General features: G+C 58.1%; 21 protein-coding genes. 3 read left to right on the forward strand and 18 right to left on the reverse strand.

Features of this window, described 5'->3' with window-relative positions:
* Positions 1 to 2 precede the first annotated feature (2 nt).
* The 14 genes from OX459_RS02615 to OX459_RS02680 form a co-directional block, all read right to left on the reverse strand.
* Positions 3 to 536 (reverse strand): serine acetyltransferase, encoded by a 534-nt coding sequence (locus OX459_RS02615; protein ID WP_035821856.1) that lies wholly within the window; start codon positions 534 to 536, stop codon positions 3 to 5.
* The gene (locus OX459_RS02620) at positions 533 to 1666 is read right to left on the reverse strand and encodes an SDR family NAD(P)-dependent oxidoreductase (RefSeq protein WP_289903691.1); all 1134 of its coding nucleotides are present in this window, start codon (positions 1664 to 1666) and stop codon (positions 533 to 535) included. The genes OX459_RS02615 and OX459_RS02620 overlap by 4 nt, the downstream gene beginning before the upstream one ends.
* Positions 1663 to 2238 carry a D-sedoheptulose 7-phosphate isomerase gene (locus OX459_RS02625; RefSeq protein WP_070281459.1) on the reverse strand — a complete coding sequence of 192 codons (576 nt, stop codon included), beginning with the start codon at positions 2236 to 2238 and terminating at the stop codon, positions 1663 to 1665. Before OX459_RS02625 ends, OX459_RS02620 begins: the two co-directional genes overlap by 4 nt.
* A 1-nt stretch (position 2239) precedes the next feature.
* Complete coding sequence (locus OX459_RS02630; RefSeq protein WP_070281458.1) at positions 2240 to 3520, reverse strand: hypothetical protein; 1281 nt, start codon at positions 3518 to 3520, stop codon at positions 2240 to 2242.
* The gene (locus tag OX459_RS02635; protein ID WP_289903694.1) at positions 3517 to 4707 is read right to left on the reverse strand and encodes a glycosyltransferase family 9 protein; all 1191 of its coding nucleotides are present in this window, start codon (positions 4705 to 4707) and stop codon (positions 3517 to 3519) included. Before OX459_RS02635 ends, OX459_RS02630 begins: the two co-directional genes overlap by 4 nt.
* Positions 4700 to 5935 carry an oligosaccharide flippase family protein gene (locus OX459_RS02640; RefSeq protein WP_289903696.1) on the reverse strand — a complete coding sequence of 412 codons (1236 nt, stop codon included), beginning with the start codon at positions 5933 to 5935 and terminating at the stop codon, positions 4700 to 4702. Before OX459_RS02640 ends, OX459_RS02635 begins: the two co-directional genes overlap by 8 nt.
* A 7-nt stretch (positions 5936 to 5942) precedes the next feature.
* Complete coding sequence (rfaD, locus tag OX459_RS02645) at positions 5943 to 6938, reverse strand: ADP-glyceromanno-heptose 6-epimerase (RefSeq protein WP_289903698.1); 996 nt, start codon at positions 6936 to 6938, stop codon at positions 5943 to 5945.
* Positions 6939 to 6946: 8 nt separating this feature from the next.
* A complete protein-coding gene (gene rfaE1 / locus OX459_RS02650; RefSeq protein WP_289903699.1) occupies positions 6947 to 7882 on the reverse strand; it encodes a D-glycero-beta-D-manno-heptose-7-phosphate kinase in 936 nt (311 codons plus the stop codon).
* A 67-nt stretch (positions 7883 to 7949) separates the two neighbouring features.
* A complete protein-coding gene (gene rfbD, locus OX459_RS02655; protein WP_289903701.1) occupies positions 7950 to 8813 on the reverse strand; it encodes a dTDP-4-dehydrorhamnose reductase in 864 nt (287 codons plus the stop codon).
* Positions 8810 to 9355: a dTDP-4-dehydrorhamnose 3,5-epimerase gene (gene rfbC, locus OX459_RS02660; protein WP_289903702.1), complete on the reverse strand. Its 546-nt coding sequence runs from the start codon at positions 9353 to 9355 to the stop codon at positions 8810 to 8812. Before rfbC ends, rfbD begins: the two co-directional genes overlap by 4 nt.
* Positions 9356 to 9358: 3 nt before the next feature.
* Positions 9359 to 10252: a glucose-1-phosphate thymidylyltransferase RfbA gene (rfbA, locus tag OX459_RS02665; RefSeq protein ID WP_289903703.1), complete on the reverse strand. Its 894-nt coding sequence runs from the start codon at positions 10250 to 10252 to the stop codon at positions 9359 to 9361.
* On the reverse strand, positions 10252 to 11334 hold the full coding sequence (rfbB, locus tag OX459_RS02670) for a dTDP-glucose 4,6-dehydratase (protein ID WP_289903705.1): 1083 nt from the start codon (positions 11332 to 11334) through the stop codon (positions 10252 to 10254). The genes rfbA and rfbB overlap by 1 nt, the downstream gene beginning before the upstream one ends.
* A 489-nt stretch (positions 11335 to 11823) precedes the next feature.
* Entirely contained in the window at positions 11824 to 12702 is an 879-nt protein-coding gene (locus tag OX459_RS02675; protein WP_289903706.1) for a sulfurtransferase, read from the reverse strand.
* 161 nt (positions 12703 to 12863) lie between these two features.
* Positions 12864 to 13640 (reverse strand): N-acetyltransferase, encoded by a 777-nt coding sequence (locus OX459_RS02680; RefSeq protein WP_289903709.1) that lies wholly within the window; start codon positions 13638 to 13640, stop codon positions 12864 to 12866.
* Between the two features lie 284 nt (positions 13641 to 13924).
* On the opposite strand from OX459_RS02680, the gene dnaE reads away from it, so the two are divergent.
* On the forward strand, positions 13925 to 17464 hold the full coding sequence (gene dnaE, locus OX459_RS02685; RefSeq protein WP_289903710.1) for a DNA polymerase III subunit alpha: 3540 nt from the start codon (positions 13925 to 13927) through the stop codon (positions 17462 to 17464).
* A gap of 63 nt (positions 17465 to 17527) precedes the next feature.
* On the opposite strand, the gene OX459_RS02690 is transcribed toward dnaE, so the two are convergent.
* The 4 genes from OX459_RS02690 to OX459_RS02705 all read right to left on the reverse strand — a co-directional run bounded on the left by OX459_RS02690 (position 17528) and on the right by OX459_RS02705 (position 20453).
* The gene (locus OX459_RS02690; RefSeq protein WP_092713976.1) at positions 17528 to 17758 is read right to left on the reverse strand and encodes a DUF6139 family protein; all 231 of its coding nucleotides are present in this window, start codon (positions 17756 to 17758) and stop codon (positions 17528 to 17530) included.
* Between the two features lie 177 nt (positions 17759 to 17935).
* On the reverse strand, positions 17936 to 18934 hold the full coding sequence (locus OX459_RS02695; RefSeq protein ID WP_289903711.1) for a VirK/YbjX family protein: 999 nt from the start codon (positions 18932 to 18934) through the stop codon (positions 17936 to 17938).
* Positions 18935 to 18988: 54 nt separating this feature from the next.
* Entirely contained in the window at positions 18989 to 19528 is a 540-nt protein-coding gene (locus OX459_RS02700) for a universal stress protein (RefSeq protein ID WP_289903712.1), read from the reverse strand.
* Between the two features lie 103 nt (positions 19529 to 19631).
* Positions 19632 to 20453 carry a MipA/OmpV family protein gene (locus OX459_RS02705; RefSeq protein WP_289898810.1) on the reverse strand — a complete coding sequence of 274 codons (822 nt, stop codon included), beginning with the start codon at positions 20451 to 20453 and terminating at the stop codon, positions 19632 to 19634.
* 157 nt (positions 20454 to 20610) lie between these two features.
* Here OX459_RS02705 and OX459_RS02710 point away from each other — a divergent pair, with 157 nt between their 5' ends.
* The gene (locus OX459_RS02710; protein ID WP_289903713.1) at positions 20611 to 21297 is read left to right on the forward strand and encodes a response regulator; all 687 of its coding nucleotides are present in this window, start codon (positions 20611 to 20613) and stop codon (positions 21295 to 21297) included.
* Complete coding sequence (locus OX459_RS02715) at positions 21294 to 22682, forward strand: ATP-binding protein (RefSeq protein ID WP_289903714.1); 1389 nt, start codon at positions 21294 to 21296, stop codon at positions 22680 to 22682. The genes OX459_RS02710 and OX459_RS02715 overlap by 4 nt, the downstream gene beginning before the upstream one ends.
* Positions 22683 to 22781 lie beyond the last annotated feature (99 nt).

Here is a 22781-nt window from a genome sequence, read left to right on the forward strand (position 1 = left end):
ATTTAGATGGGTGCGGCGGGAATGCCGACCACGGTCAAGCCAGATGCCACATCCTTGAGGACCACCGCGTTGGCGCCGACGCGTACGTTGTCGCCGAGGACGACGGCGCCGAGCACCTTGGCGCCGGAGCCGACGATCACATTGTCGCCGACCACCGGACGCGAAGCGTCGTGGTAGCCGATATCGATTTCCCGGGCGCCAAACGTGACGTTATGGTAAATCGTTGCATTCATGCCGATGCGCAGGGCGCCGATGACCGTGCCCTGCGTATGCGGGAAATACAGGCCTGGTCCGATTTCGCAGCGAACGGCAATTTCCAGACCGAAGACGACGAAATTAATCAGGGACACCAGCTTTGCCAGCGGCGACAAACGCTTCTGGAAAAACCAGTGAGACAGGCGAAACAGCACCACCGGCATGAAACGCGGCGAGAAAGACGTCAGCAGCAGGCGTCCGAAAGTCGGTTGCCGGTCCGGCTGGCCGGCATAGAAATATTGCCTGGCCAGATCGGCATACAAGGTGGTGCGCAGACTCATGACATCATCTTACGTTTTTTCAGCTCTTCATTTGCCTTGTCCAGGCCGTCTTCCGGCAAGGGCTGGGAGCTGACCCAGGCAGCGAATTCCTCGATGCCGCGCGCCAGCGATACCTGCGGCGTGAAGTTCAAGGTCGCCTTGATCTGGCTCAAATCGGCGTAGCAATGGCGGATGTCGCCCAGGCGATACTGGCCGGTCACTTCCGGACGGACGGTGCCGCCCAGTGCATCGACGAGCAGATTGGCGATGTTGAGCACCGAAGTCGGCTCGCCGGCGCCAACGTTGAGCGTGGCACCGCTGGCGGCGTCGCTTTCCATGGCCAGCTGAATCGCTTGCACGATGTCGTTGACGTGCACGAAATCGCGGCTTTCCAGGCCGTCCTCGAAAATCGGCAAGCTCATGCCGCGCCGGATACGGGTCGAGAAAATGGACAGGATGCCGGTGTACGGATTGTTCAGCGACTGGCCTGCGCCGTAGACGTTCTGGAAGCGCAGGATGGCGGTGCTGATGCCGAGCGAGTCGCCAGCGATGCGGATCAGGTCTTCCTGCGCGTACTTGGTTGCGGCATAGATGGACGCCGGGCTGGGGCGTGCCGTTTCCGGCGTCGGAATGGCGCGCAACGGGCCATTGCATGCGGGGCACAGCGGATCCCACTGGTGGTTTTTCAGCTGTGCCGCACTGCGGGCGCCCGGATACACCGTGCCATGGGTCGGGCAGGCGTACGCGCCTTCGCCATAGATCGAGCGCGACGAAGCGAGGACGATCTTTTTCACCGTATTGGGCTTGTTCGCCAGGATGTCGAGCAATTGCGCGGTCGCCTGCGTATTGACTTCATTGTAGTGGGCGATCTGGTACATCGATTGCGCGGTGCCGGTTTCTGCCGCCAGATGCACGACCGTGTCGACCGTTTGCAAGGCTTGCTCCAGCACGCCGGACTGGCGTACATCGGCGCGAATGAAATGGATGCGGCCGTCGCGCAGCATGGTTTCATCGAGTTGCGGATAGGCGCCGTGAATTTGCGGCGACAGATTGTCCAGCACGGAGATGCGATAGCCGTCAGCCAGCAATTTGCGGCTGAGATTTGTGCCAATAAAACCGGCGCCACCGGTGATCAAGATATGTTTGTTCATGCGGACTCCCATTTGCCGTAACCTAGGTTTTTTTCGATCATTGCACAGATGGTGTGCCCGATGAAGATATGTGCTTCTTGAATGCGTGCCGTGACATTGCTTGGCACGATCATCGGAATATCGACCATGCTGGCCAGTTTGCCGCCATCTTTGCCAAGCCAGCCGACGGTTTCAATGCCCATCGTCTTTGCCATGTCGATTGCATTCATGACGTTTTGCGAATTCCCCGACGTGGAAATGCCGATCAGCACATCACCGGGCTGGCCCACGCCGGCCAGTTGCCGCGAAAATACGTGATCATAGCCATAGTCGTTGGCGATACACGTCAGGGCAGAGGTATCCGTTGTCAGCGAAATTGCCGCCAGCGCACGGCGGTCGTCCACCAGACGTCCGACCAGCTCGGCAGAAATGTGCTGCGCGTCGGCAGCAGAACCGCCATTGCCACAGAAAATGATTTTGCGTTTGTTGCTGATTGCTGTGCTGCAGATGTCAGCAATCTTGACAATTTCATTCTCAATTTGCGGCAGGCGCTGGAATAGTTCGATATGTTGTGTTATGAATTTTTGTAACATTTTATTTAAAAAATTTCTTTTGAATTGAATAAAGAATAAACGGAATCAGGAAAGAATTTTCGAAAATATTCTTCACGATTGATACGGAAAATGGATCACGGTTGAACGTGAATGTCATGCAGGCACAGATCAGGCTATAGATTACGATTTTCTGAACACTGACGGTTTTCCGGTAATTTCCCATCAAATAGCCAACCGCCGCAAAAAAAACGGCAGCGCCAGCGATGCCAAAATTGATCAGTAGTGATACAAAAACATGCAGGCCGCCGAGCGGCATGGCAAAGTCATAGCCAAAATCTAGCGGATTGAGCAGGTAGTTAATTTTCCCCGGAAAAATGACCGAAGGAATCAAGTTAATGAAATCACTGATCAGAAACGATGGAAAATTGATTAGTGGAAGCTTTCCGCTAGTTAAGAATGAAAAGGATGAAATAGAGGTCAGCAGCGGTTCCTGCGCAAGATTCAGCGCCATGTTGAACAGCGAAAAATCACTGCCTGCCCTCAATACACCCCACATTGCTGCGCTGCCAACACCTGCCAGTCCCAGCACGAAAAATTCGCTGAGCTTGACTCGCCAGGAAAAATAGGTCGAGAAGAAGATAATTACAGTGAGCATATTGGTTGCAAAATACAGGCGACCTCCCAGGGAGAGCGCCAGGATGGCAAAGAAATAGTATGCAAGCATGAACGGATCGGTCAGTACAGGCAATATTTTTTGCAAATGCCCATGCTTCATGACAGCGCGCATGAATGCCATGGAAAACAGAATCGAGGTTGACGCGATGAATGTTCCACGTGGCAAGGCATCCTGCACTACACCGTCCTGGTAGTTTTCAAATAATGCAGCGTCATAGCCTGTGAAGAAATAATGCTTGATCGGGATGGCCATCAACGCTGCCAGGCCAATGCCAAGACAGCTCATGATTGTCCAAAAACGTATCGCCCGTTCCGATTTTTGACTGATCGGCTTGCGTGGCGACTTGCCATTGAAGCTGACATAATAAAAAAACAGGAAAATGGCATAAAACAGGAAAGACAATAGCAAGTATATCAGGCTGGTTTCGGCGGTGATCGAAACAAAGCGCTCGATGACTATCTCCAATTCTTCCGGTGGCGTCGAACCTAGCAGAGAGGATAGGAAATAAGGCGTCAGCCAATAGTAGGCATAGCCGACGGAAAAGAAGAAAAATCCGTTCAGGCTGATGGTCCCATTTTTAACGCAAAAAATATAAACTGAAAACAGGATCAGTAGATAATTTATCAGGCACAGGAAAATGATCATTTGTATATCGCCTTCATGATCGCCAGCGGCAATAAATCATCCATGCATTTTGGTGAAGCATAAATGCAGGTATTGCAACGATCTATTATGTGGCCACGCCCGCAGGGACCGCATTCCAGTTCCAGCGAGACTGACTGGCAGCGTTGCCCCCAGGCGCTAAAGCGATGATGGCAGCTCGAGCCGAATATGCCCGTGACATTGATGTTCGACGCTGCCGCGATATGCATGGCGCCAGAATCATTGCCAATGAAGCGATCGCAGTGCCTGAGCAAGGCCGCCATCTGCGCGATGCTGGTCTTGGCGATCATATTGACGACTTTACCCGGGAAATTCGCTTCGAATTGCGCGCCTAAAGCCATGTCGTCCTTGCCGCCGACGAGCAAAATGGCGAGTTCACGGTCCTTGTGTTTTTCTTGTAACAGGCCGGCCAGTTCCACATAATACTGCAGCGGCCAGCGCTTCAGGATGGAATAGCCGCCAGACAAGCCCAGGCCGATGAGCATGCTGCCAGCGGGAACGTGCTCCTGGAGAAGCTGTCGCGCATAGGCCTCGTCCGGCGCGGCCCCCCAGAATTCCAGCGCCGTATCGGCCGGCTGAAAGCCCAGGTGGCGCACGATATCGAGATTGCGCTCGACTTCATGCTTCAGGCCCAGCGCAGGCAGGATTTCAGTGTACAGCATGTCAAAGCCGGCATTGAACACCTGCTTGCGTTGCGTCGCGTGTTCCGTATAGGCGATACGCCGCTTTGCTCCGCTGAAGAGGGCGATAAAGCCAGCATGATGATCTTCATCAAAGCGCGGGACGATGGCAATATCAGGCTGTTGCAAGCGGAAATGGGTCCAGCAGAACTTGAGGCTCAGCCAGTGCCGTACCAGCAGGCTTTTCGGCAGCGAACTACCCCAGTCGTACGTCGCGATATGGTTGACGTACGGGCAATGCTGGACCATCGCCTGGATGCGCGGATGCACGACCAGTGTGATGTCGGCATCCGGATAGGCATGCCTCAGTTCGCGCAGCAATGGCGAATTCATGGCACTGTCGCCCAGCGTCTGGTCCAGGCGCACGACGAGCAGGCGCAAGCCTGCCTGGGGCTGCCGGCGCACCAGCAGCCCCAGGATGCGTGCGCAGAGCAGGCCCAGGAGGACGCTCAAGACCATGAAAGTACGGATAGCGGTGTTTTTAATCATCTTTATTGTTGCTCTTTTGCAATTTTCTTAAAAGAATATTTTGAATAAGAAAATTCAGCGATTCCATTGCCAGTATCGAAAACAGGGCGCCATACGCACCGAATCGGGGCACCAGCAGCACCATGGCAACGGACAGGAAGGTAAAGTTCCAGACCGCGACCGAGGTGATGAATTTATATTTCCCATGTGCCTGGATGGCCGCGGTACTGATCAAGTTGCCGCACTTGAAAATCAAGATACATCCGGTCACATTCAGCATCGCTTGCGCGGCAGCATATTGTTTAAACGTATACACCAACAGGACATTCGCCAACACCAGCACCGTCAACAGGGCCAAGCCGGCGTACAGGGCCATGACTTTGCGGTAACGGGCATTCACTGCAGATGCCGCCGCTACCGACGTTTTCAACGATGCAGCGATATGACCATAGGCATTGACGGCCAATGCGCCCGCAATAAATTGAAACGGTTCCACCAGACGCACGGCAAACGCATACAGGCCCAGTTCTTCCGCGCTACGGAATTTCTCCAGGAAAAACACATCCATGCGTCCATAGGTGATGCCCAGGATGGTCGCGGCGGCAATCGGCAAGGTCATTTTCAGCAGCTTCAGCATGCCTGGGAAATTCAGGCAGGCCAGGCTGCCGCGCATGACGGGCACCTTGGCAATCAGGAACAGGCCAACTAGGGCTTCGGCCGCGGGAATGGAAAAGAATGCCAGCGCCGGATTGCTGGCAAACGTGAACAAACCATAAAAAACACCGAGCGACAACAAGCCCGCCATGGCCACGAACGGCGCGATATGGCGCCCGCGCATCTTGGCGATAAAAAAATTGATCGGCAAGTTCATCAGCAGCGGCGACATGACCATGAGCGCAAAGGGCAAGGTCGAGCCAAGCTCGCCAGGCCGTAAATGCAGCATGACGGCCGTGCTGGCGATGGCCACCAGCAAGCCCAGCATCAGCTTGGCGCTCATCGCCGCACCTATCGTCTGACGCAGCACCGCCTTGTTGCGATGCGATGCGTACTCGCGCATGGTGTACGTGTCGATGCCGAAATCGGCCAGCAGGCGTCCAATTTCGGCAACCGTAAAGAACAGGGCTATAGTGGCAAAATATGCCGGTTCCGAATAGCGCGCCGCAATCAGGAGAGCGAATATCCGCACTCCGAATGAGGCACCCCGTATTAATGCTGTGAGTATCGAGTTTTTTAGTATGTTCTTTAACAAGATAATCTCATCGGGCGTGCAGCCAGTTCCGGATGTACCGGCTCACTCCCTCCGAGACGGAGTAGAACGGCGCGTCATAGCCGGCTGCCCGCAGGCGCGAGATGTCTGCCTGGGTAAAGGATTGATACTTGCCGATCAATGCATCGGGAAACTTGATGTATTCCAGCATGCCTTGCGCCACCATTTCTTCACGGGTCAGTGGCGCCAGCGCATCGAGTTCGCGGCAGGTGTTGACGGCAGCGACGGCGATGTCATTGAACGGCTGCGATTGGCCGGTGCCCAGATTGAAAATGCCGGACTGTTGCGGGTGGTCCAGGAACCACAGATTCACCTTGACGACATCCTCGACGGAAACGAAGTCACGCAACTGGCCGCCATCGGCATAGCCATCGCGGCCTTCAAACAGCTTGACCTTGCCATGTTCGCGATATTGATGGTAATGGTGGAATGCCACCGATGCCATGCGTTGCTTGTGCTCTTCGCGGGGACCATAGACGTTAAAGTAGCGGAATCCGACCACCTGGGAAGTCAGGTCGGCCATGCGTTCGCGTACGATCTGGTCGAACAGGAATTTCGAATAGCCATAGATATTCAAGGGCTTCTCAAACTCGCGCTCTTCCTTGAAGATGCTGCCCGTGCCATATACCGAGGCGCTGGAGGCATATAGGAAGGGGATTTTATTTTCTTGGCAATAATCGAGCAAGGCCAGCGAATAACGGAAATTGTTTTCCATCATGTATTTGCCGTCTGTTTCCATGGTGTCGGAACAGGCGCCCTGGTGGAAGACGGAGCTGATTTTTCCTGCGTACGCAGGGCTGGCCAGTTTGCTCAAGAACTCAGTCTTGTCGATGTAGTCGCTGATATCGCAATCGACCAGATTGCGGAATTTATCGCCGCGCGTCAAGTTGTCAACAGCGATGATCTGGCGATGGCCACGTGCATTGAGCGCTTTGACGATATTGGAACCAATGAGTCCTGCGGCACCTGTTACAACGATATACATAATTTCTCCTAGCAGAACAGTTCTTCTTGGCTTACCACGGCCGTGCCCAGCTTGCCGACGACGATGCCGGCCGCGCGGTTGGCGATGCTGATAGCTTCTTCATAGTCATACCCGGCCGCCAGCATCAGGCCAAGCGTGCCGATCACGGTATCTCCGGCGCCGGAGACGTCAAAAACCTGGCGCGCAACCGTGGGCTGGTGCAAGACCTCGTCCTTCTGGTAGAGGGACATGCCTTCTTCGCTGCGCGTCACCAGCAGCGCGTCGAGCTGGAGTTCCTGGCGCAGCGCCTGGGCTTTTTGGGTCAGCGCGGCTTCGTCGGACCAGCCGCCCGCCACGGCCTGGAATTCCATGCGGTTAGGCGTGAGCAGCGTCGCTCCCTTGTAATGGCTGTAGTCGCTACCCTTGGGATCGACGAGGACCGGCTTGCCCAGCGCCCGCGCGGCAACAATCATTTTTTCCGCATAGCGCAGGCATCCCTTGCCATAGTCGGACAGAATCACCAGATCATGCTCGCTGACCAGCTTGGAGTAGATCTCGAGCTTGTTGGTCAAAATCTCGTCCGTAGGAATTTCCTCGAAATCAATGCGCAGCAATTGCTGTTGACGAGACAGCACGCGCAATTTCACGGTCGTGGAAATATTGCTATCTCGATATAGTTGTGTATTGACGCCATTTTCTTTGAGTAAGCCTTCCAGGGCATCGCCTGCCTCGTCCTGGCCGATGACCGAAAGTAAGGTCGCTTGGCCGCCCAGGCTGGAAATATTCCGCGCCACGTTGGCCGCGCCGCCCGCGCGGTCTTCGCGATGGGAAATCTTCGCGATGGGAACCGGTGCTTCCGGGGAAATGCGATTGACTTGTCCAAACCAGTAGCGGTCGAGCATGACATCGCCGACTACCAGAATCTTTGCTTTGGATAAATTGTCTTTATAGCTATGGTTAACCATGATATGAGTAATTGGAGTATGCGATGCCGGAGGCCGCTGTGCCGACGAGCGGCAGGCAGGGGCAGAATCAGGATTGACACAACCTTAACGCGGCATCCCATTGTGGTAAGGGGCCGAAGCGGTCGATCAGCTTGGCGCAAGAGAGCAAGGAATACATGGGGCGCTTGGCGGGCAAGGGATAATCGGCCGTGGCGATGGCTTGAACGTGTACCGGTTTGGCTGGCGGGGTGTTGCGCAGGATTTCTTCCGTGAAGCCCGCCCAGGAGGTGCTGCCTTGCGACGTCAGGTGATACAGTCCGCCATTTTCCCGCCACCAGCCATGGTCGCCGGTGCGCGACTGGCTGACGATGTGCGCCGTCACGTCGGCAATCGTGCGGCACCAGGTGGGCGAACCAGTCTGGTCGCCGACGATGCGCAGTTCGCTGCGGTCCTGCGCCAGACGTTGCACGGTCAACAGAAAGTTCTTGCCGCGCGTGCCATATACCCAGCTGGTACGCAAGATCAGGTGCGCTGCGCCCGAAGCGGCGATGGCTTGTTCGCCTGCCAGCTTGCTCTTGCCATAGACGTTGAGCGGATTGGTGGCAGCCGTTTCCACATAGGGTGTCGTGGCCGTGCCGTCAAACACATAATCGGTGCTGTAATGGATGAGGGCTGCGCCCAGCCGTGCGGCTTCCTCCGCCATGATGCCCGGCGCCTGCGCGTTCACACGCATGGCCAGTTCCTCGTCGGTCTCGGCCTTGTCGACAGCCGTGTAGGCGGCAGGATTGATGATCAGGTCTGGCTGGATTTTGCGGATCACGTCGCGTACCTGATCCAGGTCGCTCAAGTCCATTTCGCTGCGATCGACAGCGATAATATGACCGATGCCCTGCAGGCTGCGTTCCAGCTCATAGCCGACCTGGCCATTTTTTCCGGTGACGAGGATTTTCACGCGAATACCTCGGCGTCCGCCAGCAGTTTGCCCAGCTGGTCTTTGCCCGACAGCACAGGTTCGCCATCGCCTGGCCAGGTGATGCCCAGGGCCGGATCGTTCCAGAGTATGCTGCGTTCGAATTCAGGCGCCCAGTAATCGGTGGTTTTATAGAGGAACTCGGCCGACTCGCTCAGGACGATGAAACCATGCGCAAAACCTTCAGGGATCCAGAGCTGGCGCTTGTTCTCGGCCGACAGCGTGACGCCGACCCATTGCCCGAAGGTGGCCGAGCTGGCGCGCAAGTCCACCGCGACGTCAAAGACTTCGCCCGCGGTAACGCGCACCAGCTTGCCTTGCGGTTGCTGGATCTGATAGTGCAGGCCGCGCAGGACATTCTTGCTGGACTTGGAGTGGTTATCCTGGACGAAATTGGCCGTAATGCCCGTCAAGTCGGCAAAGCGCTGCTGGTTGAAGCTTTCGTAAAAAAAGCCCCGGTCGTCGCCAAATACTTTGGGTTCGAGGATCAATACGTCGGGAATGGCAGTGGCTTGAATATGCATGGCTTAAAAAATCTTATCATTCAACAGGCGTAATAAATATTGTCCGTAACCGTTCTTTTTCAGCGGTTGGGCCAGTTGTTCCAGCTGGGCGGCAGTAATGTAGCCTTTGCGGTAAGCAATTTCCTCAGGACAGGCAACTTTCAAGCCCTGACGGTGTTCAATTGTGGCAATAAATTGGCCAGCTTCGAGCAGCGACTCGTGCGTACCCGTATCGAGCCAGGCCATGCCACGGCCCATGCGTTCCACCTTGAGTGTGCCACGGTTCAGATAGACGCGGTTGACATCGGTAATTTCAAGTTCGCCCCGTTCGGATGGCTTGATCGATGCGGCGATATCGGCAATGTCCTTGTCGTAAAAATACAGGCCGGTGACGGCATAATTCGACTTTGGCTGCAAGGGTTTTTCTTCGATGCTGATGGCTTGCTGATTGGCGTCGAATTCCACCACGCCATAGCGCTCCGGATCTTGCACATGATAGGCAAACACGGTCGCGCCGTCCGTGCGCTCGGAAGCGGCAGACAGGCTCGATTCGAAATCATGACCATAATAAATATTGTCGCCCAGGATTAATGCCGAAGGCGCATCGCCGAGGAACTCGCGGCCGATGAGGAATGCCTGCGCCAGGCCATCGGGTGATGGCTGTACCGCATAGCTCAGGTTAATCCCCCATTGGCTGCCGTCACCGAGCAACTCCCGGAAACGGGGCGTATCGGCGGGCGTGGAAATGATCAGGATGTCGCGCATTCCCGCCAGCATCAACGTTGTCAGCGGATAGTAAATCATCGGCTTGTCGTACACGGGCAACAGTTGCTTCGAGACCGACATGGTCACGGGATACAGACGTGTGCCCGAACCCCCAGCCAGGATAATGCCCTTGCGGGCTAGTTTGGCTTCCATCAAGCCTCCGTATTCTGTTCGGCGCGGGCCGTATAGTTTTTTTCCAGCCACGTCAGGTAGGCGCCGGACTGGACGTCGCGCACCCATGCATCGTTGTCCAGATACCATTGCACCGTCTTGCGGATGCCCGTATCGAAGGTTTCTGCCGGCTTCCAGCCCAGTTCGCGCTCAATTTTGCGCGCATCGATGGCATAGCGGCGATCATGACCTGGCCTGTCGGCAACATAGCTGATTTGTTCGCGATAGCTGCCGCCAGTTGCCTTCGGTTGCAGTTCATCGAGGATGTCGCACAGGGTATGCACCACGTCGAGATTGGCTTTTTCGTTCCAGCCGCCGATATTGTAGGTTTCTCCCGTGCGTCCGCTTTCCAGTACGCGGCGAATGGCCGTGCAGTGGTCGCTGACATACAACCAGTCGCGCACTTGCTGGCCATCGCCATAGATAGGCAAGGCCTTGCCTGCGCGCGCGTTGGCAATAATCAGGGGAATCAGTTTTTCCGGGAAGTGGTACGAGCCATAATTATTCGAGCAATTGGTGGTCAGCGTCGGCAAGCCATACGTGTGATGATAAGAGCGCACCAAATGGTCCGACGCTGCCTTTGTTGCCGAGTAAGGGCTGTTGGGCGCATAAGGCGTGGTTTCTGTAAACGGCGCATCGTCCGGTCCCAGTGTCCCATATACTTCATCGGTCGAGACATGCAGAAAGCGGAATGCCGCGCGTTCTGCTTCAGGCAGTGCTTGCCAATGGGCACGCACGGCTTCCAGCAGGCTGAAGGTGCCATTGATATTGGTGCTGATGAATTCTGCCGGTCCATGAATCGAACGATCGACATGGCTCTCCGCTGCGAAATGCACGATGGCACGTGGCTTATGCTGCGCCAATAACTGTGCCAGCAGGGCGCCGTCATTGATGTCGCCTTTGACAAACAGGTGACGTGGATCGTTCTGTACCGTCAGCAAGTTATTCAGATTTCCCGCATACGTCAGCTTATCCAGATTAATTACCGGTTCATTACTTTGCGCGAGCCAATCCAGAACGAAATTCGATCCGATAAAGCCTGCGCCACCTGTCACTAAAATCATCTGAGCTTCCTGTGCAAAAAAAATACAAATAAGAGATGCTGCTTAATTCATTTCTTTAATAATAATAGTAGGCAACGAGAATTTGTCTATCCAAGATGCGTATATTCCATGATGTTAATAACTGAAAACATCAATCAATCCTTAACTCTTGATTATAATTCAGAACCCCTTAAATTGCCATGTTTGCAGCAGTTTGGGCGCGTCCTGGTCAACGCTTTCCGCATGGTGTGTTGTACTTTTCCCATAGGCAAGCCGCATGTGGGCAGGTCGGCATGAAGCAGCCGCCGATTGAATTTTTCGCATGACTCACTGAGCCAGGGAAAGCTAGTGTTTATGAGAATGGCAAACAAATCCAATATTGTTACATTTGTTTGCTTTTGAACCGCCTGGGTGCCGCCGGACCAGGCAGGGGAAATGCTGATCAATTGTTATTCTAAAATTGATTTTTTTGAAATATGTCGCCTGGGAAATGGCGACATCGGAAGTGCCTCAAGGCATGGTTTTATCGTAGCAGTTTGGGCAAGACACTTCATACACATATTCCGGCGCCAGCTGCTGGCGCGGCGTGACGACGGCGCGGCAGACGAAGCATTGCACGGTTTCCGTCGGTTCCAGTTTCGGGTTCAGCGCCGTGCGGTAGTCGAAGACAAAGCAGTCGCCCGTGTAGTGCTCGCCGCCCACTTCCTCGAAATACTTCAGGATGCCGCCGTCGAGCTGGTACACGCTGTCGTAGCCGATTTCCTTCATGTGGATGGCGGCCTTTTCGCAGCGGATGCCGCCGGTGCAGAAGGTGACGACGGTCTTGCCTTCCAGTTCATCCTTGTGCGCGGCAGCCACGGCCGGGAATTCCGTGAACTTGTCGATGCGGTAATCAAGCGTGTTGTTGAACGTGCCCACGTCCACTTCAAAGGCGTTGCGCGTTTCCATCATGACCACGGGTTTGCCCGCATCGTCGACGCCGGCGTCGAGCCAGCGCTTGAGCGTATGCGCGTCGACGGACGGGGCGCGGCCCAGTTCCGGCTTGATCAGCGGCATGCGCATGGTGATGATTTCTTTTTTCAGCTTGACCAGCATGCGCTTGTGCGATTGCTCGTTCGACAAGCTTTCTTTCCATTCCAGATCGGCCAGGCGCGCGTCGCTGCGGACCCAGGCGAGGAAGGCATCGATATGCTCGCGCGTGCCCGACAGGAACATGTTGATGCCTTCCGGCGTCAGCAGGATCGTTCCCTTCAGTTCCAGCGCCAGGCATTGCTCCTGATACAAGGGACGCATGGCTTCTGTATCGTCGAGCGTAATGAATTTATACGCTGCGATATTGACATAGGCATCGCTGCGGGAGAGTGGTGAAATTGCGTTAATAGCTTGCATGATTGCGATCAGTTGAACGAACAAGCCGTATTATAAATAAACTTGTTTGGATCAGCCTCAAAAAGAGATGCTGCGCTTGTAGGCGAGGCGGCTTTGCCTGCGGACTGGTGCCGTGCGGCCGACTTGCCTGGGCAAGCGGCGCATGCACGGCAGGCAGTGATTTAGCGTGGAAACTCTTCGAGCCATGCGGTAACTACGGCTTCAGGGTAGCCTCGGTGAAAGTGTTTGCGCCATGGATAGGCTGGGGAGCCTGACCCATCCTTTAGCTTGAGCTTGCTTGTTGCGCAAATGAAATTGGCCGGAGAACCTGCCACGACGGTATCTTCGTCGACGTCTCTTGAAACCGAACTGTGGGCACCCACCAGGGCGCCTTTCTTGACAGTTACGCCTGGCAGCAAAATTGACATGGTAGCAATGGCAACATAGTCTTCGACAGTAACGCCCATCTGCACGTGGCTTGGCGGGTGCGGATCGTTGGTGAGCACGACATAGGGGAAGATCCAGACAAAGTTGCCAATACTTGAATGTTGGCCAATGTGGACATTGCTGTGAAAGCGCACGTAGTCACCAATGACACAGTCGCCCTGGATATCGCACAAAGTGCCGATCTGAAAGTTTTTTCCAGCCTTGGTTTTTTCTCGCACGGTCACGCGATGGCCGGTCGTTAATTTTTCGCCAAAGCTTGAGCCCTCGTAGAAAATACTATGCGAGCGGATCAGGCTTGATGCCCCGATGCGTAATGGTTCGCCCTGGGTCAATGGCGTTGGATAGCCAATTTCGCAATGTGAATCGATGGTGGTGTCATCTCCGATGATGACATTGTCATAAATAATAGAAAAAGCACCAATTTTCACATTGTTTCCTAACCTGGCCTTAGGCGAAACCAGGGCCGTAGGATGGATGGCCTGCGCGGTGGGTGAGGTGTGGCTATTTTCCATATAAATCCTTTTTGGTTTTTCAGGGTGAAGGATTGGTATCGTAAAGACCAACATGCTTCATCAAGTGATACAAACTGACGGATTGTATCGAAGAAGGGGATCCATATAAATGATTTGCTTCTTTCCTGGGACAGTGGCGCGGTGCGTGCAAGCCGTGGCGCACGCATCAGGTGGTCGCATTTTTTGCGAGGGGCGGGTGCTCGCCTAGCGACCGGCAGGGCGCGACGCGGTAGAATAGACCCCATTGAATTTTGCACGAAACGGTACACAGGATGGAAATGGTAATGCAAGAGGCCGGCGCTCCGGCAGGTTCACAGCAAGCGATGCAGCCCGGTCCTGCCTTCGTCCATTTGCGCGTGCACTCGGAGTACTCGATCGTCGATGGCCTGGTGCGCATCGACGACGTGGTCAAGGCGGCGGCGAAGGACAAGCAGGTGGCGCTGGCCGTCACCGACCTGTCGAACCTGTTTGGCATGGTCAAGTTCTACAAGGAAGCGCGCGGCAAGGGCATCAAGCCCATCGTCGGCGTCGACGTGTGGATCACGAATGACGACAACCGCGAAAAGCCGTCGCGGCTGCTGCTGCTGGCGAAGAACCGCATGGGCTATCTGCAACTGTGCGAATTGCTGTCGACGGCCTGGCTGACGAACCAGTACAAGGGCCGCGCCGAGCTGCGCATCGAATGGCTGCAGGCGCTGGCGACGAATACCTATGAGCTGTATCCGGGCGAAAGCGCGGCCAATGGCTTGATCGTGCTGTCCGGCGCGCACTTCGGCGACGTCGGTATCGCCATCGAAAATGGCAACCTGGCCCTGGCCGAGCGCAATGCGCAGCGCTGGGCCGAGATTTTCCCCGGCCATTTCTATGTTGAAATCCAGCGCGGCGGCCAGGCCAACCAGGAAGCGCAGGTACGCCATGCGGTGGCGCTGGCGGCCAAGCTGGGCTTGCCCGTGGTGGCCACGCATCCCGTGCAATTTATTTCCCCAGAGGAATTTATTGCCCACGAAGCCCGGACCTGTATCGCCGAAGGCGAAATGCTGGCCAACGCCAAGCGGGTAAAGCGCTTCAATGACAGCCAGCGCTTCCTGTCGCAGGCCGACATGGCGGAGCTGTTCGCCGACTTGCCGGCCGCGCTGGCCAATTCCGTGGAAATCGCCAAGCGCTGCAATTTGACCTTGACCCTGGGCAAGCCGCAATTGCCGAACTTCCCCACGCCGGACGGCATGACGATCGACCAGTTCCTCGTCGCCGAATCGCAGGCGGGCCTGGAAAAACGGTTGCTGCAGCTGTATCCCGATCCGGAAAAGCGCGAAAAGGAGCGTCCGCGCTACGAGTCGCGCCTGAAATTCGAGACGGACACGATCTGCAACATGAAATTCCCCGGCTACTTCCTGATCGTGGCCGAGTTTATCCAGTGGGCCAAGGAAAACGGCGTGCCCGTCGGCCCGGGCCGCGGTTCGGGCGCGGGTTCGCTGGTGGCGTATTCGCTGCTCATTACCGACCTCGATCCATTGCAATACAACCTGCTGTTCGAGCGCTTCCTGAATCCCGAACGCGTCTCGATGCCCGACTTCGATATCGACTTTTGTCAGGAAGGGCGCGACCGCGTCATCCAGCACGTCAAGGATTTGTACGGCAAGGAGGCTGTCTCGCAGATCGCCACCTTCGGTACCATGGCGGCCAAGGGCGCGATCCGCGACGTGGGCCGCGTGATGGACTTCGGCTATAACTTCTGCGACGGCATCTCCAAGCTGATCCCGTTCAAGCCCGGCAAACCCGTGTCGATCGCCGACGCCATCGAGGAAGAACCGCTGCTCAAGGAACGCCTGGAAAACGAGGAAGAGGTCAAGCAGTTGCTGGACCTGGCGCAGCAAGTCGAAGGCATCACGCGCAATATCGGCATGCACGCGGGGGGCGTGCTGATCGCTCCGGGCAAGCTGACGGATTTCTGCCCGCTGTACACGCAGGGCGGCGATTCCGGCGTCGTGTCGCAGTACGACAAGGACGACGTGGAAGCCGTCGGCCTCGTGAAGTTCGACTTTTTGGGTCTGACCACGCTGACGATTCTCGACCGCGCCGTGCGCTACATCAAGCAGCTTGATCCGGCGCAAGCCAATTTCGATCTGGCCACCTTGCCGCTGAACGACAAGCCATCGTATGACTTGCTGACCAAGGCCAAGACCGTGGCCGTGTTCCAGCTGGAGTCGCGCGGCATGCAGGGCATGCTGAAAGATGCGCGTCCCGACCGCTTCGAGGATATTATCGCGCTCGTGGCGCTGTATCGTCCGGGCCCGATGGACCTGATTCCCGACTTCTGCAAGCGCAAGCACGGCGAACGCTTCGATTATCCCGATCCGCGCACGGAATCGATTCTGTCCGAAACCTACGGCATCATGGTGTATCAGGAGCAGGTGATGCAGATGGCGCAGATCGTCGGCGGCTACTCGCTGGGCGGCGCCGACATGCTTCGCCGCGCCATGGGTAAAAAGAAAGCCGAAGAGATGGCCGAGCACCGCGAGATTTTCCGCGCCGGTGCGGCGAAAGATGGTTTGACGGCGGAAAAGGCCGACGAGATCTTCGATTTGATGGAAAAGTTCGCCGGCTACGGTTTCAACAAATCGCACGCCGCCGCCTACGCCTTGCTGTCATACCACACGGCTTACCTGAAAGCGCACCACACGGCCGCCTTCATGGCCGCCAACTTGTCGCTGGCCATGGACGACACGGACAAGATCAAGATCCTGGTGGAAGACTCGCTGGAAATCTGCAAGCTGACCTTGTTGCCGCCGGATATCAACGAATCCGATTACCGCTTCATGCCGAGCGGCGCTGCGCCATCCGTGAGCGGCAAGAAAGTCACGCAGATCCGCTATGGCCTGGGCGCCGTTAAGGGTTCCGGCCAGAACGCCATCGAAGCCATCATCGCCGCGCGCGAGGCGGGCGGGCCATTCACCAGCCTGTTCGATTTCTGCAAGCGCGTTGATAAAAAGCAAATCAACCGCCGCACCATCGAATCCCTGATTCGCAGCGGCGCCTTCGATTGCCTGAAGGTCGACCGTGCCATCCTGCTCGCGTCCGTGGCGTTCGCCATGGAGTGCGCCGACCAGGCGGCCAAGGCGGCGAACCAGGTGAGCCTGTTCGGCGGCGACGACAGCGACATGGTGGCGCCGCCCGAGTACGTCAAGGTGCCCGTGTGGACGGACAAACAGCGCCTGACGGAAGAAAAGATCGCGCTGGGCTTCTACCTGTCCGGCCACCTGTTCGATTCGTATGCGCCCGAGGCACGCCGTTTTGCCCGCACGAAACTGTCGGAACTGTCGCCGTCGCGCGAACCGCGCATGATGGCGGGCGTCATCACGGGCTTGCGCACGCAAATGACGCAGCGCGGCAAGATCCTCATCGTCACGCTCGACGACAAGAGCGGCACGGTGGAAGTGACGGTGTACGGCGAATTGTTCGATTCAAACCGGAAAATCTTCAAGGAAGATGAATTCCTCGCCGTCGTGGGCAAGGTGTCGGAAGACCGCTTTTCGGGCGGCTTGCGCATCACGGCCGAGAGCGCCTTCGACATCATCTCCGCGCGCGTGCAGTATGGCCGCCAGCTGGGCTTGACTCTGCCCACGACGCTGGACATGAAACGCATCAGCGACGTGATCATGCCGCACCGGGCTGCGGACGGACTGCCGATCGCCGCCAAGGTCAGCCCGCAAGGCGTCAGTTGCGTGCTGCAGTTCGGGGACGAATGGAAAGTGGCACCATCGGATGAATTGCAGATGGCGCTGGAGCAAATGCTGGGTGCGCAAGAAGTGGCGGTCGAATACTGACCGGCACCGCCCGGCGCATGCAACAAAGCCAAACCGCAGACATGCTGATTTGGCTTTTTTCGTTTACATGTCTTTCAGGCCCGTGATCGCATAGCCCTTGGCGGCGATCTGCTGGTGCGGCTGTTCGATATGGTAGTTGGGCAAGATCTCGGCATCGTCGGCCACTTCGCTGGCGCGTACTTCCAGCTGCCAGTCGGTATTGGTAACTTCTTCAGGAATGAGCTTTCCTTCCGGCACGGCGAGGTAGGAAAAAATGCCGTCGTGCTCGGCCCGGCGGTAGATGTCTACGCGCATGACTTGCCTCCTAGTAAGCGTTGGGGGAACCGGTGCACCGCAGTGCATGCCGATAGTGCTAGCGTAACAGGATTGGGCCGCGCATGGGTTGAAGCGTGTGTTGCAGGAGGGGCGGCGGTGCGGCAGCGATGGCAAACAACGATGCGGGGGCGGGGCATCGTGCGGTGGCCGGGGGACTCAGGCGATAGCGGAAGCGTAGTCGTCGTCATCCAGATCGACTGCTTGCCGTACTTCGTTGGCGGCTGCCGCAGCGCCTGCCGTGGCGACCTGCACCGGGCTGCGATGGGCGTCGAGGCCGCTACGCAGGGTGCTGATCATGGCCAGCGTCAGTTCGTGGCGTTTACGTGCTTCCGAGCGCTTTTTCGAGGGAATGTCTTCCAGGGCAGGCAGGGGCAAGTTTTCGCATGGCAACTCAAAATCGCCATCCTTGCGTGCCTGGGCGCCGAGTTCTTGCCAAAGGGAATTGTAGTCGGCGAACAAACGGCCCTTTTTGGCGGAATGATGGACGGCGCGGTTGATATTGCCTACAAGCACCATGTTGCGGCAGCCATGTTCATGTCCCAGCTGGCGCACCAATCGCACCATCAGGGCCTTGGGGCGCATGCCATGCAGGTCGCGCGTGGCTTCGCGCACGCGGCGCAAGCCTTCCGCGCCGCGCGGGCCCTGGATGCAACCGATGCCCACGCTCATGCTGGCGCGCGCGCGCGAACCGAAAAAGGTAAACGCGACCGAGTAGATCACGTCATCGCCGTGCGCCAGTTGCAGGACCATCTCGCCTTCGCGGTCCATCGGTTGTAGCGAACACAGCTGCAGGTGGTAGGGCGCGCCCGACTTTCCCGGCACGGTGCCCAGCCGCACCGGCGCGCGCGCCGCCTGCGTCATCAACTTGCCCCAGCCCTGTTGCAGGATGAAATGATAGTGTTCGACCAGCAAGGCGACGCGCTGACGGCAAGACAGGTTCGTGCTCAGGTAAGGGCGGTACACCTTGTGCATCAGGCGTGGATAGGCTTGCAGCAAGTCCTGGAACACGGGGTGGGAATTGAGCAACTGCAGCCAGATGCGCGTCTGGCGGCGCTGCAGTTGCGCCCGCAATTGCAGCTTGAGCAGCTCGCGCATGCGGGACATGCCTGGCGGCATATTGCTCAGGCCCGCATGCAGGGTAATAGCTTGTGTCATCAAAGAGTTTTCATGTGAATGTGGATGAGCCGGACGCGGGATGCTGGCGGCGCTTCAGGCCGGCGGCGGCCCGCTCATGCCGTCGGTGTCGGCCAGCAACACCGTGGCGCTGCGCGTAGCGCGCGCCAGCTTGCGCGCGAGCGCACCGGAAAAACGGCGCTGCCAGGGACTATGACGCAGGGCCGGCAGGACGATTTCGTGGCAACCGAGCAGTTCAGCCGTATCGAGGATCGTAAACAGCAGCTCGCCGGCAAAGATATGGGTATTGAAGGTGAGTTGAGAGCGGCTCAGGTACAGTCCCGCCTCGTGCATCATGTGCTGCGTGGCCGGGTCCAGCGCATGGCATTCGCCGGCGTTGTGCTGGGGCAAGCCATCGGCCCGGCGCGCTGGCGCTGGTGTCACGTGCAACAGGCTGACGCTGACCTGGATGCCCCATTCCTGCAGGCGCCTGGCGTAGCGCGCACCGTAGATGATGTCGCTGGCGCGCTTGACGGGCAGGAGCAGCAGCAAGGTGTCCTGGCCCGGTTTGCCGCCCGTGCCCGCGGCGCTGTCCGGGGCGCGGTGACGTTGCGGGGCAAGGCGCGATGCATGCATGGAAGGGATGGCCATAGTGGGAGAACCATGTCATCTTATCCATGCCATCCGCCTCTGTAAATTGGCGAAACAGCGTACGGGTTTCCCTTATGCCGTCACGGTTTTAATAGCGGTAGGTGACGTACACGGCGCCGACCGGGGAGGTCTTGCGCTGCACGATGGGGCTCTTGGCCGCGTCGCCCAGGCGGCTCTCGACGCCGACCAGGGTATTGATGCCCCAGCGCGCATCGAAGCGGTGCTCCCAGTTGATGGTGGCCTGTGCTTCATAGAAACCGCCCTTGGGCGTGTATTGCTTGAACGAGGTGTTCGCGGCCTGGGTGGCCGTCACGCCATACATGGTCTGCACGTACTTGCGCTCGCCCCAGCCCAGCTGGCCGCCGATGGTCACGCTGTCCTGCTGCGCGCCCTTGGCATCGGTCCGGCTGTAGATCTGGCCCGCCGCGCCGAAATGCACATTCGCGCCATTTTCGCGGTTCGACAGGGGAATGTCGCTCGACACGCTCAGCGACAGGCCCGGCAAGGGCGAATAGCCCGCGCTGAGCAGGGCGCTGGCGTTGCCCTTGACTTCGCCCATGCCCTTCAGGTAGTCGCTGCCACCCCAGCCATTGGCGCCATTGCGCTTATGATCTTCGCGGTTGCCGCGGTAGCCCAATGCAGCGCTGTAGCTGAAGGGGCCGGCCTGGCCGCCATAGCCGATGCCGCGCGAAGTGCTGAAGAACAGGCCATTGGCCATGGCGTAGTCGAGGATGATCAGGGGCGAGGCCGACAGCTTGTCGGCGCCGGAATAGCTGGACACGGCAGCGACGCCGCCGCCGATGGTGAAGACATTTTGCGGGGCCGGTTCGGCCGCGGCGGCGGCCAGCGGGTTGAGGATCATGCCGCTGGCGAGTGCCAGCGCGGTCAGCAGGGTTGTGGGTGCGTGCATGGAATTTTCCGTCAGGTGGAGAACCGAGTCCGGAGTGGCTCGATTGACTGCCGACAGTATCTATCCTTGCCATGAAGGAAAAATGAGCCTTTTATTAAGATTGGATGAAGAGCGCTTCTTTACCCATTCTTCAGCTTGCGGTGGTTTAATACTCACCATGAAGATACTGCTGATTGAAGACGATATGGACCTGGGCAATGGCGTGCGGATCGCCCTGCGCGACCAGGGCATGCAAGTGGTCTGGGTGCGCAGCCTGGAGGATGCTGCGCGCAGCATCGAGCACGACAGTTGCGAACTGGTGCTGCTGGACCTGGGCTTGCCCGACGGCGATGGCCTCGATTTGCTGGCCCGGCTGCGCGCGGCGCGCCTGCCGGTGCTGATCCTCAGCGCCCGCGATACGCTGGAGCAGCGCTTGCGGGGCCTGGACGGCGGCGCCGACGATTATCTGGTGAAGCCCTTCGTGCTGGCCGAGCTGCTGTCGCGCGTGCGCGCCCTGGCACGCCGCAGCTATGGTTTCGATGGCGACACCATCGAGTTGCGCGGCCTGCTGCTGCAGGTGCCCACGCGCAGGGTCAGCGTGCATGGGCGGCCCGTGGAACTCACCGCCAGTGAATATGCCCTGCTGAAAACCTTGCTGATGCGCGCCAACCGGGTCATCACGCGCCGCGTGCTGGAAGAGCATATCCTGCCTGGCGGGCTGGCCAATGCCAGCAATACTCTGGATGTGCATATGGGCAACTTGCGCCGCAAGATAGGCGAGGGTTATATCCGTACCGTGCGCGGCGTCGGCTATGTCATCGATCAGCATGGCGAGACATCCGTCCCGCCGGGTGCCGGCGCATGATGGGGCGTTTCTGGGCCATGCTGCGCCGGCCCACCTTGGTGCGCCGCCTGATGATGGCGCAAATGCTGATGCTGACCGTGCTGTGGAGCCTGGCCGTGGCGTATGTGCTGTTCGAGGGCACGAGCGAAGCGAGCAATGTGACCCGCGGGGTCTTGCACGCCATTATCAGCGTGACCGACAACCTGGCTGACCAGCCCGTGCGCCAGGAGCAAAGCTTGCGCGCCATCGACGAAGCCTTGCGCGAGGAATTTGAAATGGGGAAGGTGCCGGAACTGGCGCCGCGCATCCTGGTCTGGCGCGAGGGCAAGCTGGTCTACAAGTCGCCGAGTGCGCCCAGCGGCATCCGCAGCGCCGGCCCGGAACAGATGGAAGTGGTGTACGTCAAGGGCCAGGCCTGGCGCAGCCGCAGCCTGGCCGAAGGGGCCACCCGCGTGACCGTGCTGGAAGTGGGCGGCGCCTGGCAATTTTTCATCACGATCAATTCACGCGGCTACTACCTGCTGCCGTTGCTGATCAGCCTGCCGTTCCTGCTGGTGCCGGCCTGGTTGTCGATCCGCCTTGCCATGCGCCCGTGGCGCAAGGTGGCGCAGGAGGTGGCGGCGCGCGGGCCGCAGGATTTGCGTCCGCTGACGTTCAAGCCGCCGCATGGCGAACTGGCGGCGCTGGTCGACAATATCAATGCCCTGCTGCAGCGGGTCGATGCCAGTGCCGCGCGCGAACGCAGCTTCATCGCCGACGCCACGCATGAGCTGCGCACGCCGCTGGCGGCTATGCGCGTGAATGTCGAGGCCTTGCAGGGACAGGCGCATGATGCACGCCAGCAAGAGTTGCTGGACGGTATCTTGAACAGCGGCAACCGGGCCGCGCGCCTGGTGGGGCAGTTGCTGCAGCTGACGCGCAGCGAAGTGCAGGCCGGCGGGGGCGAGCTGCCGCGGCGGCAGGCGCTCGATACCTTGCTGCAAGACCGCCTGGCGGCCCTGTCCGGCCTGGCCCAGGCGGGCGATATCGAGCTCGAATTGCAAGCCAGCGTTTCGCTCAGCGTGCCCGGTCAGCGCGAGAGCCTGGTCTCGCTGATCGACAACCTGGTGGAAAACGCCATCAAGTACAGCCCGCGCGGCAGCAGCGTGACGGTGTCGCTGCATGCGGAGCGGGGCCAGGCTGTGTTGCATGTGGCCGACCAGGGGCCGGGTATCGCGCCGGCGCTGTATGAACGCGTGTTTGACCGCTTTTTCCGCGCGCCGCAGCAGGCGCAGCCGGGCAGCGGCCTGGGCTTGTCCATCGTCGCTTCCGTCGTGCAACAGCATGGCGGCACGATTCAGTTGCACAGAGGCAATGGTGGCCTGGGCTTGCTGGTGGAGGTGCGCTTGCCGCTGGCCGAGGCCTGATTCCGCCGGCGCGCCTTGCGATATTGCATGAAAACTATTTTGTGTGCTTATAACGCAAGATGGCATGGCGTGGCGCACGCTTGCGATGCATAATGCGGG

The organism is Janthinobacterium sp. SUN026, assembly GCF_030397625.1.
Taxonomy (GTDB): Bacteria; Pseudomonadota; Gammaproteobacteria; order Burkholderiales; family Burkholderiaceae_D; genus Janthinobacterium; species Janthinobacterium kumbetense.

Excerpts from the sequence above, each read along its gene's own strand:
- OX459_RS02615 (WP_035821856.1), bottom strand. The coding sequence starts at position 536 with ATGAGTCTGCGCACCACCTTGTATGCCGATCTGGCCAGGCAATATTTC.
- OX459_RS02620 (WP_289903691.1), bottom strand. The coding sequence starts at position 1,666 with ATGAACAAACATATCTTGATCACCGGTGGCGCCGGTTTTATTGGCACA.
- OX459_RS02625 (WP_070281459.1), bottom strand. The coding sequence starts at position 2,238 with ATGTTACAAAAATTCATAACACAACATATCGAACTATTCCAGCGCCTG.
- OX459_RS02630 (WP_070281458.1), bottom strand. The coding sequence starts at position 3,520 with ATGATCATTTTCCTGTGCCTGATAAATTATCTACTGATCCTGTTTTCA.
- OX459_RS02635 (WP_289903694.1), bottom strand. The coding sequence starts at position 4,707 with ATGATTAAAAACACCGCTATCCGTACTTTCATGGTCTTGAGCGTCCTC.
- rfaD (WP_289903698.1), bottom strand. The coding sequence starts at position 6,938 with ATGTATATCGTTGTAACAGGTGCCGCAGGACTCATTGGTTCCAATATC.
- rfaE1 (WP_289903699.1), bottom strand. The coding sequence starts at position 7,882 with ATGGTTAACCATAGCTATAAAGACAATTTATCCAAAGCAAAGATTCTG.
- rfbC (WP_289903702.1), bottom strand. The coding sequence starts at position 9,355 with ATGCATATTCAAGCCACTGCCATTCCCGACGTATTGATCCTCGAACCC.
- rfbA (WP_289903703.1), bottom strand. The coding sequence starts at position 10,252 with ATGGAAGCCAAACTAGCCCGCAAGGGCATTATCCTGGCTGGGGGTTCG.
- rfbB (WP_289903705.1), bottom strand. The coding sequence starts at position 11,334 with ATGATTTTAGTGACAGGTGGCGCAGGCTTTATCGGATCGAATTTCGTT.
- OX459_RS02675 (WP_289903706.1), bottom strand. The coding sequence starts at position 12,702 with ATGCAAGCTATTAACGCAATTTCACCACTCTCCCGCAGCGATGCCTAT.
- OX459_RS02680 (WP_289903709.1), bottom strand. The coding sequence starts at position 13,640 with ATGGAAAATAGCCACACCTCACCCACCGCGCAGGCCATCCATCCTACG.
- dnaE (WP_289903710.1), top strand. The coding sequence starts at position 13,925 with ATGCAAGAGGCCGGCGCTCCGGCAGGTTCACAGCAAGCGATGCAGCCC.
- OX459_RS02690 (WP_092713976.1), bottom strand. The coding sequence starts at position 17,758 with ATGCGCGTAGACATCTACCGCCGGGCCGAGCACGACGGCATTTTTTCC.
- OX459_RS02695 (WP_289903711.1), bottom strand. The coding sequence starts at position 18,934 with ATGACACAAGCTATTACCCTGCATGCGGGCCTGAGCAATATGCCGCCA.
- OX459_RS02700 (WP_289903712.1), bottom strand. The coding sequence starts at position 19,528 with ATGCATGCATCGCGCCTTGCCCCGCAACGTCACCGCGCCCCGGACAGC.
- OX459_RS02705 (WP_289898810.1), bottom strand. The coding sequence starts at position 20,453 with ATGCACGCACCCACAACCCTGCTGACCGCGCTGGCACTCGCCAGCGGC.
- OX459_RS02710 (WP_289903713.1), top strand. The coding sequence starts at position 20,611 with ATGAAGATACTGCTGATTGAAGACGATATGGACCTGGGCAATGGCGTG.
- OX459_RS02715 (WP_289903714.1), top strand. The coding sequence starts at position 21,294 with ATGATGGGGCGTTTCTGGGCCATGCTGCGCCGGCCCACCTTGGTGCGC.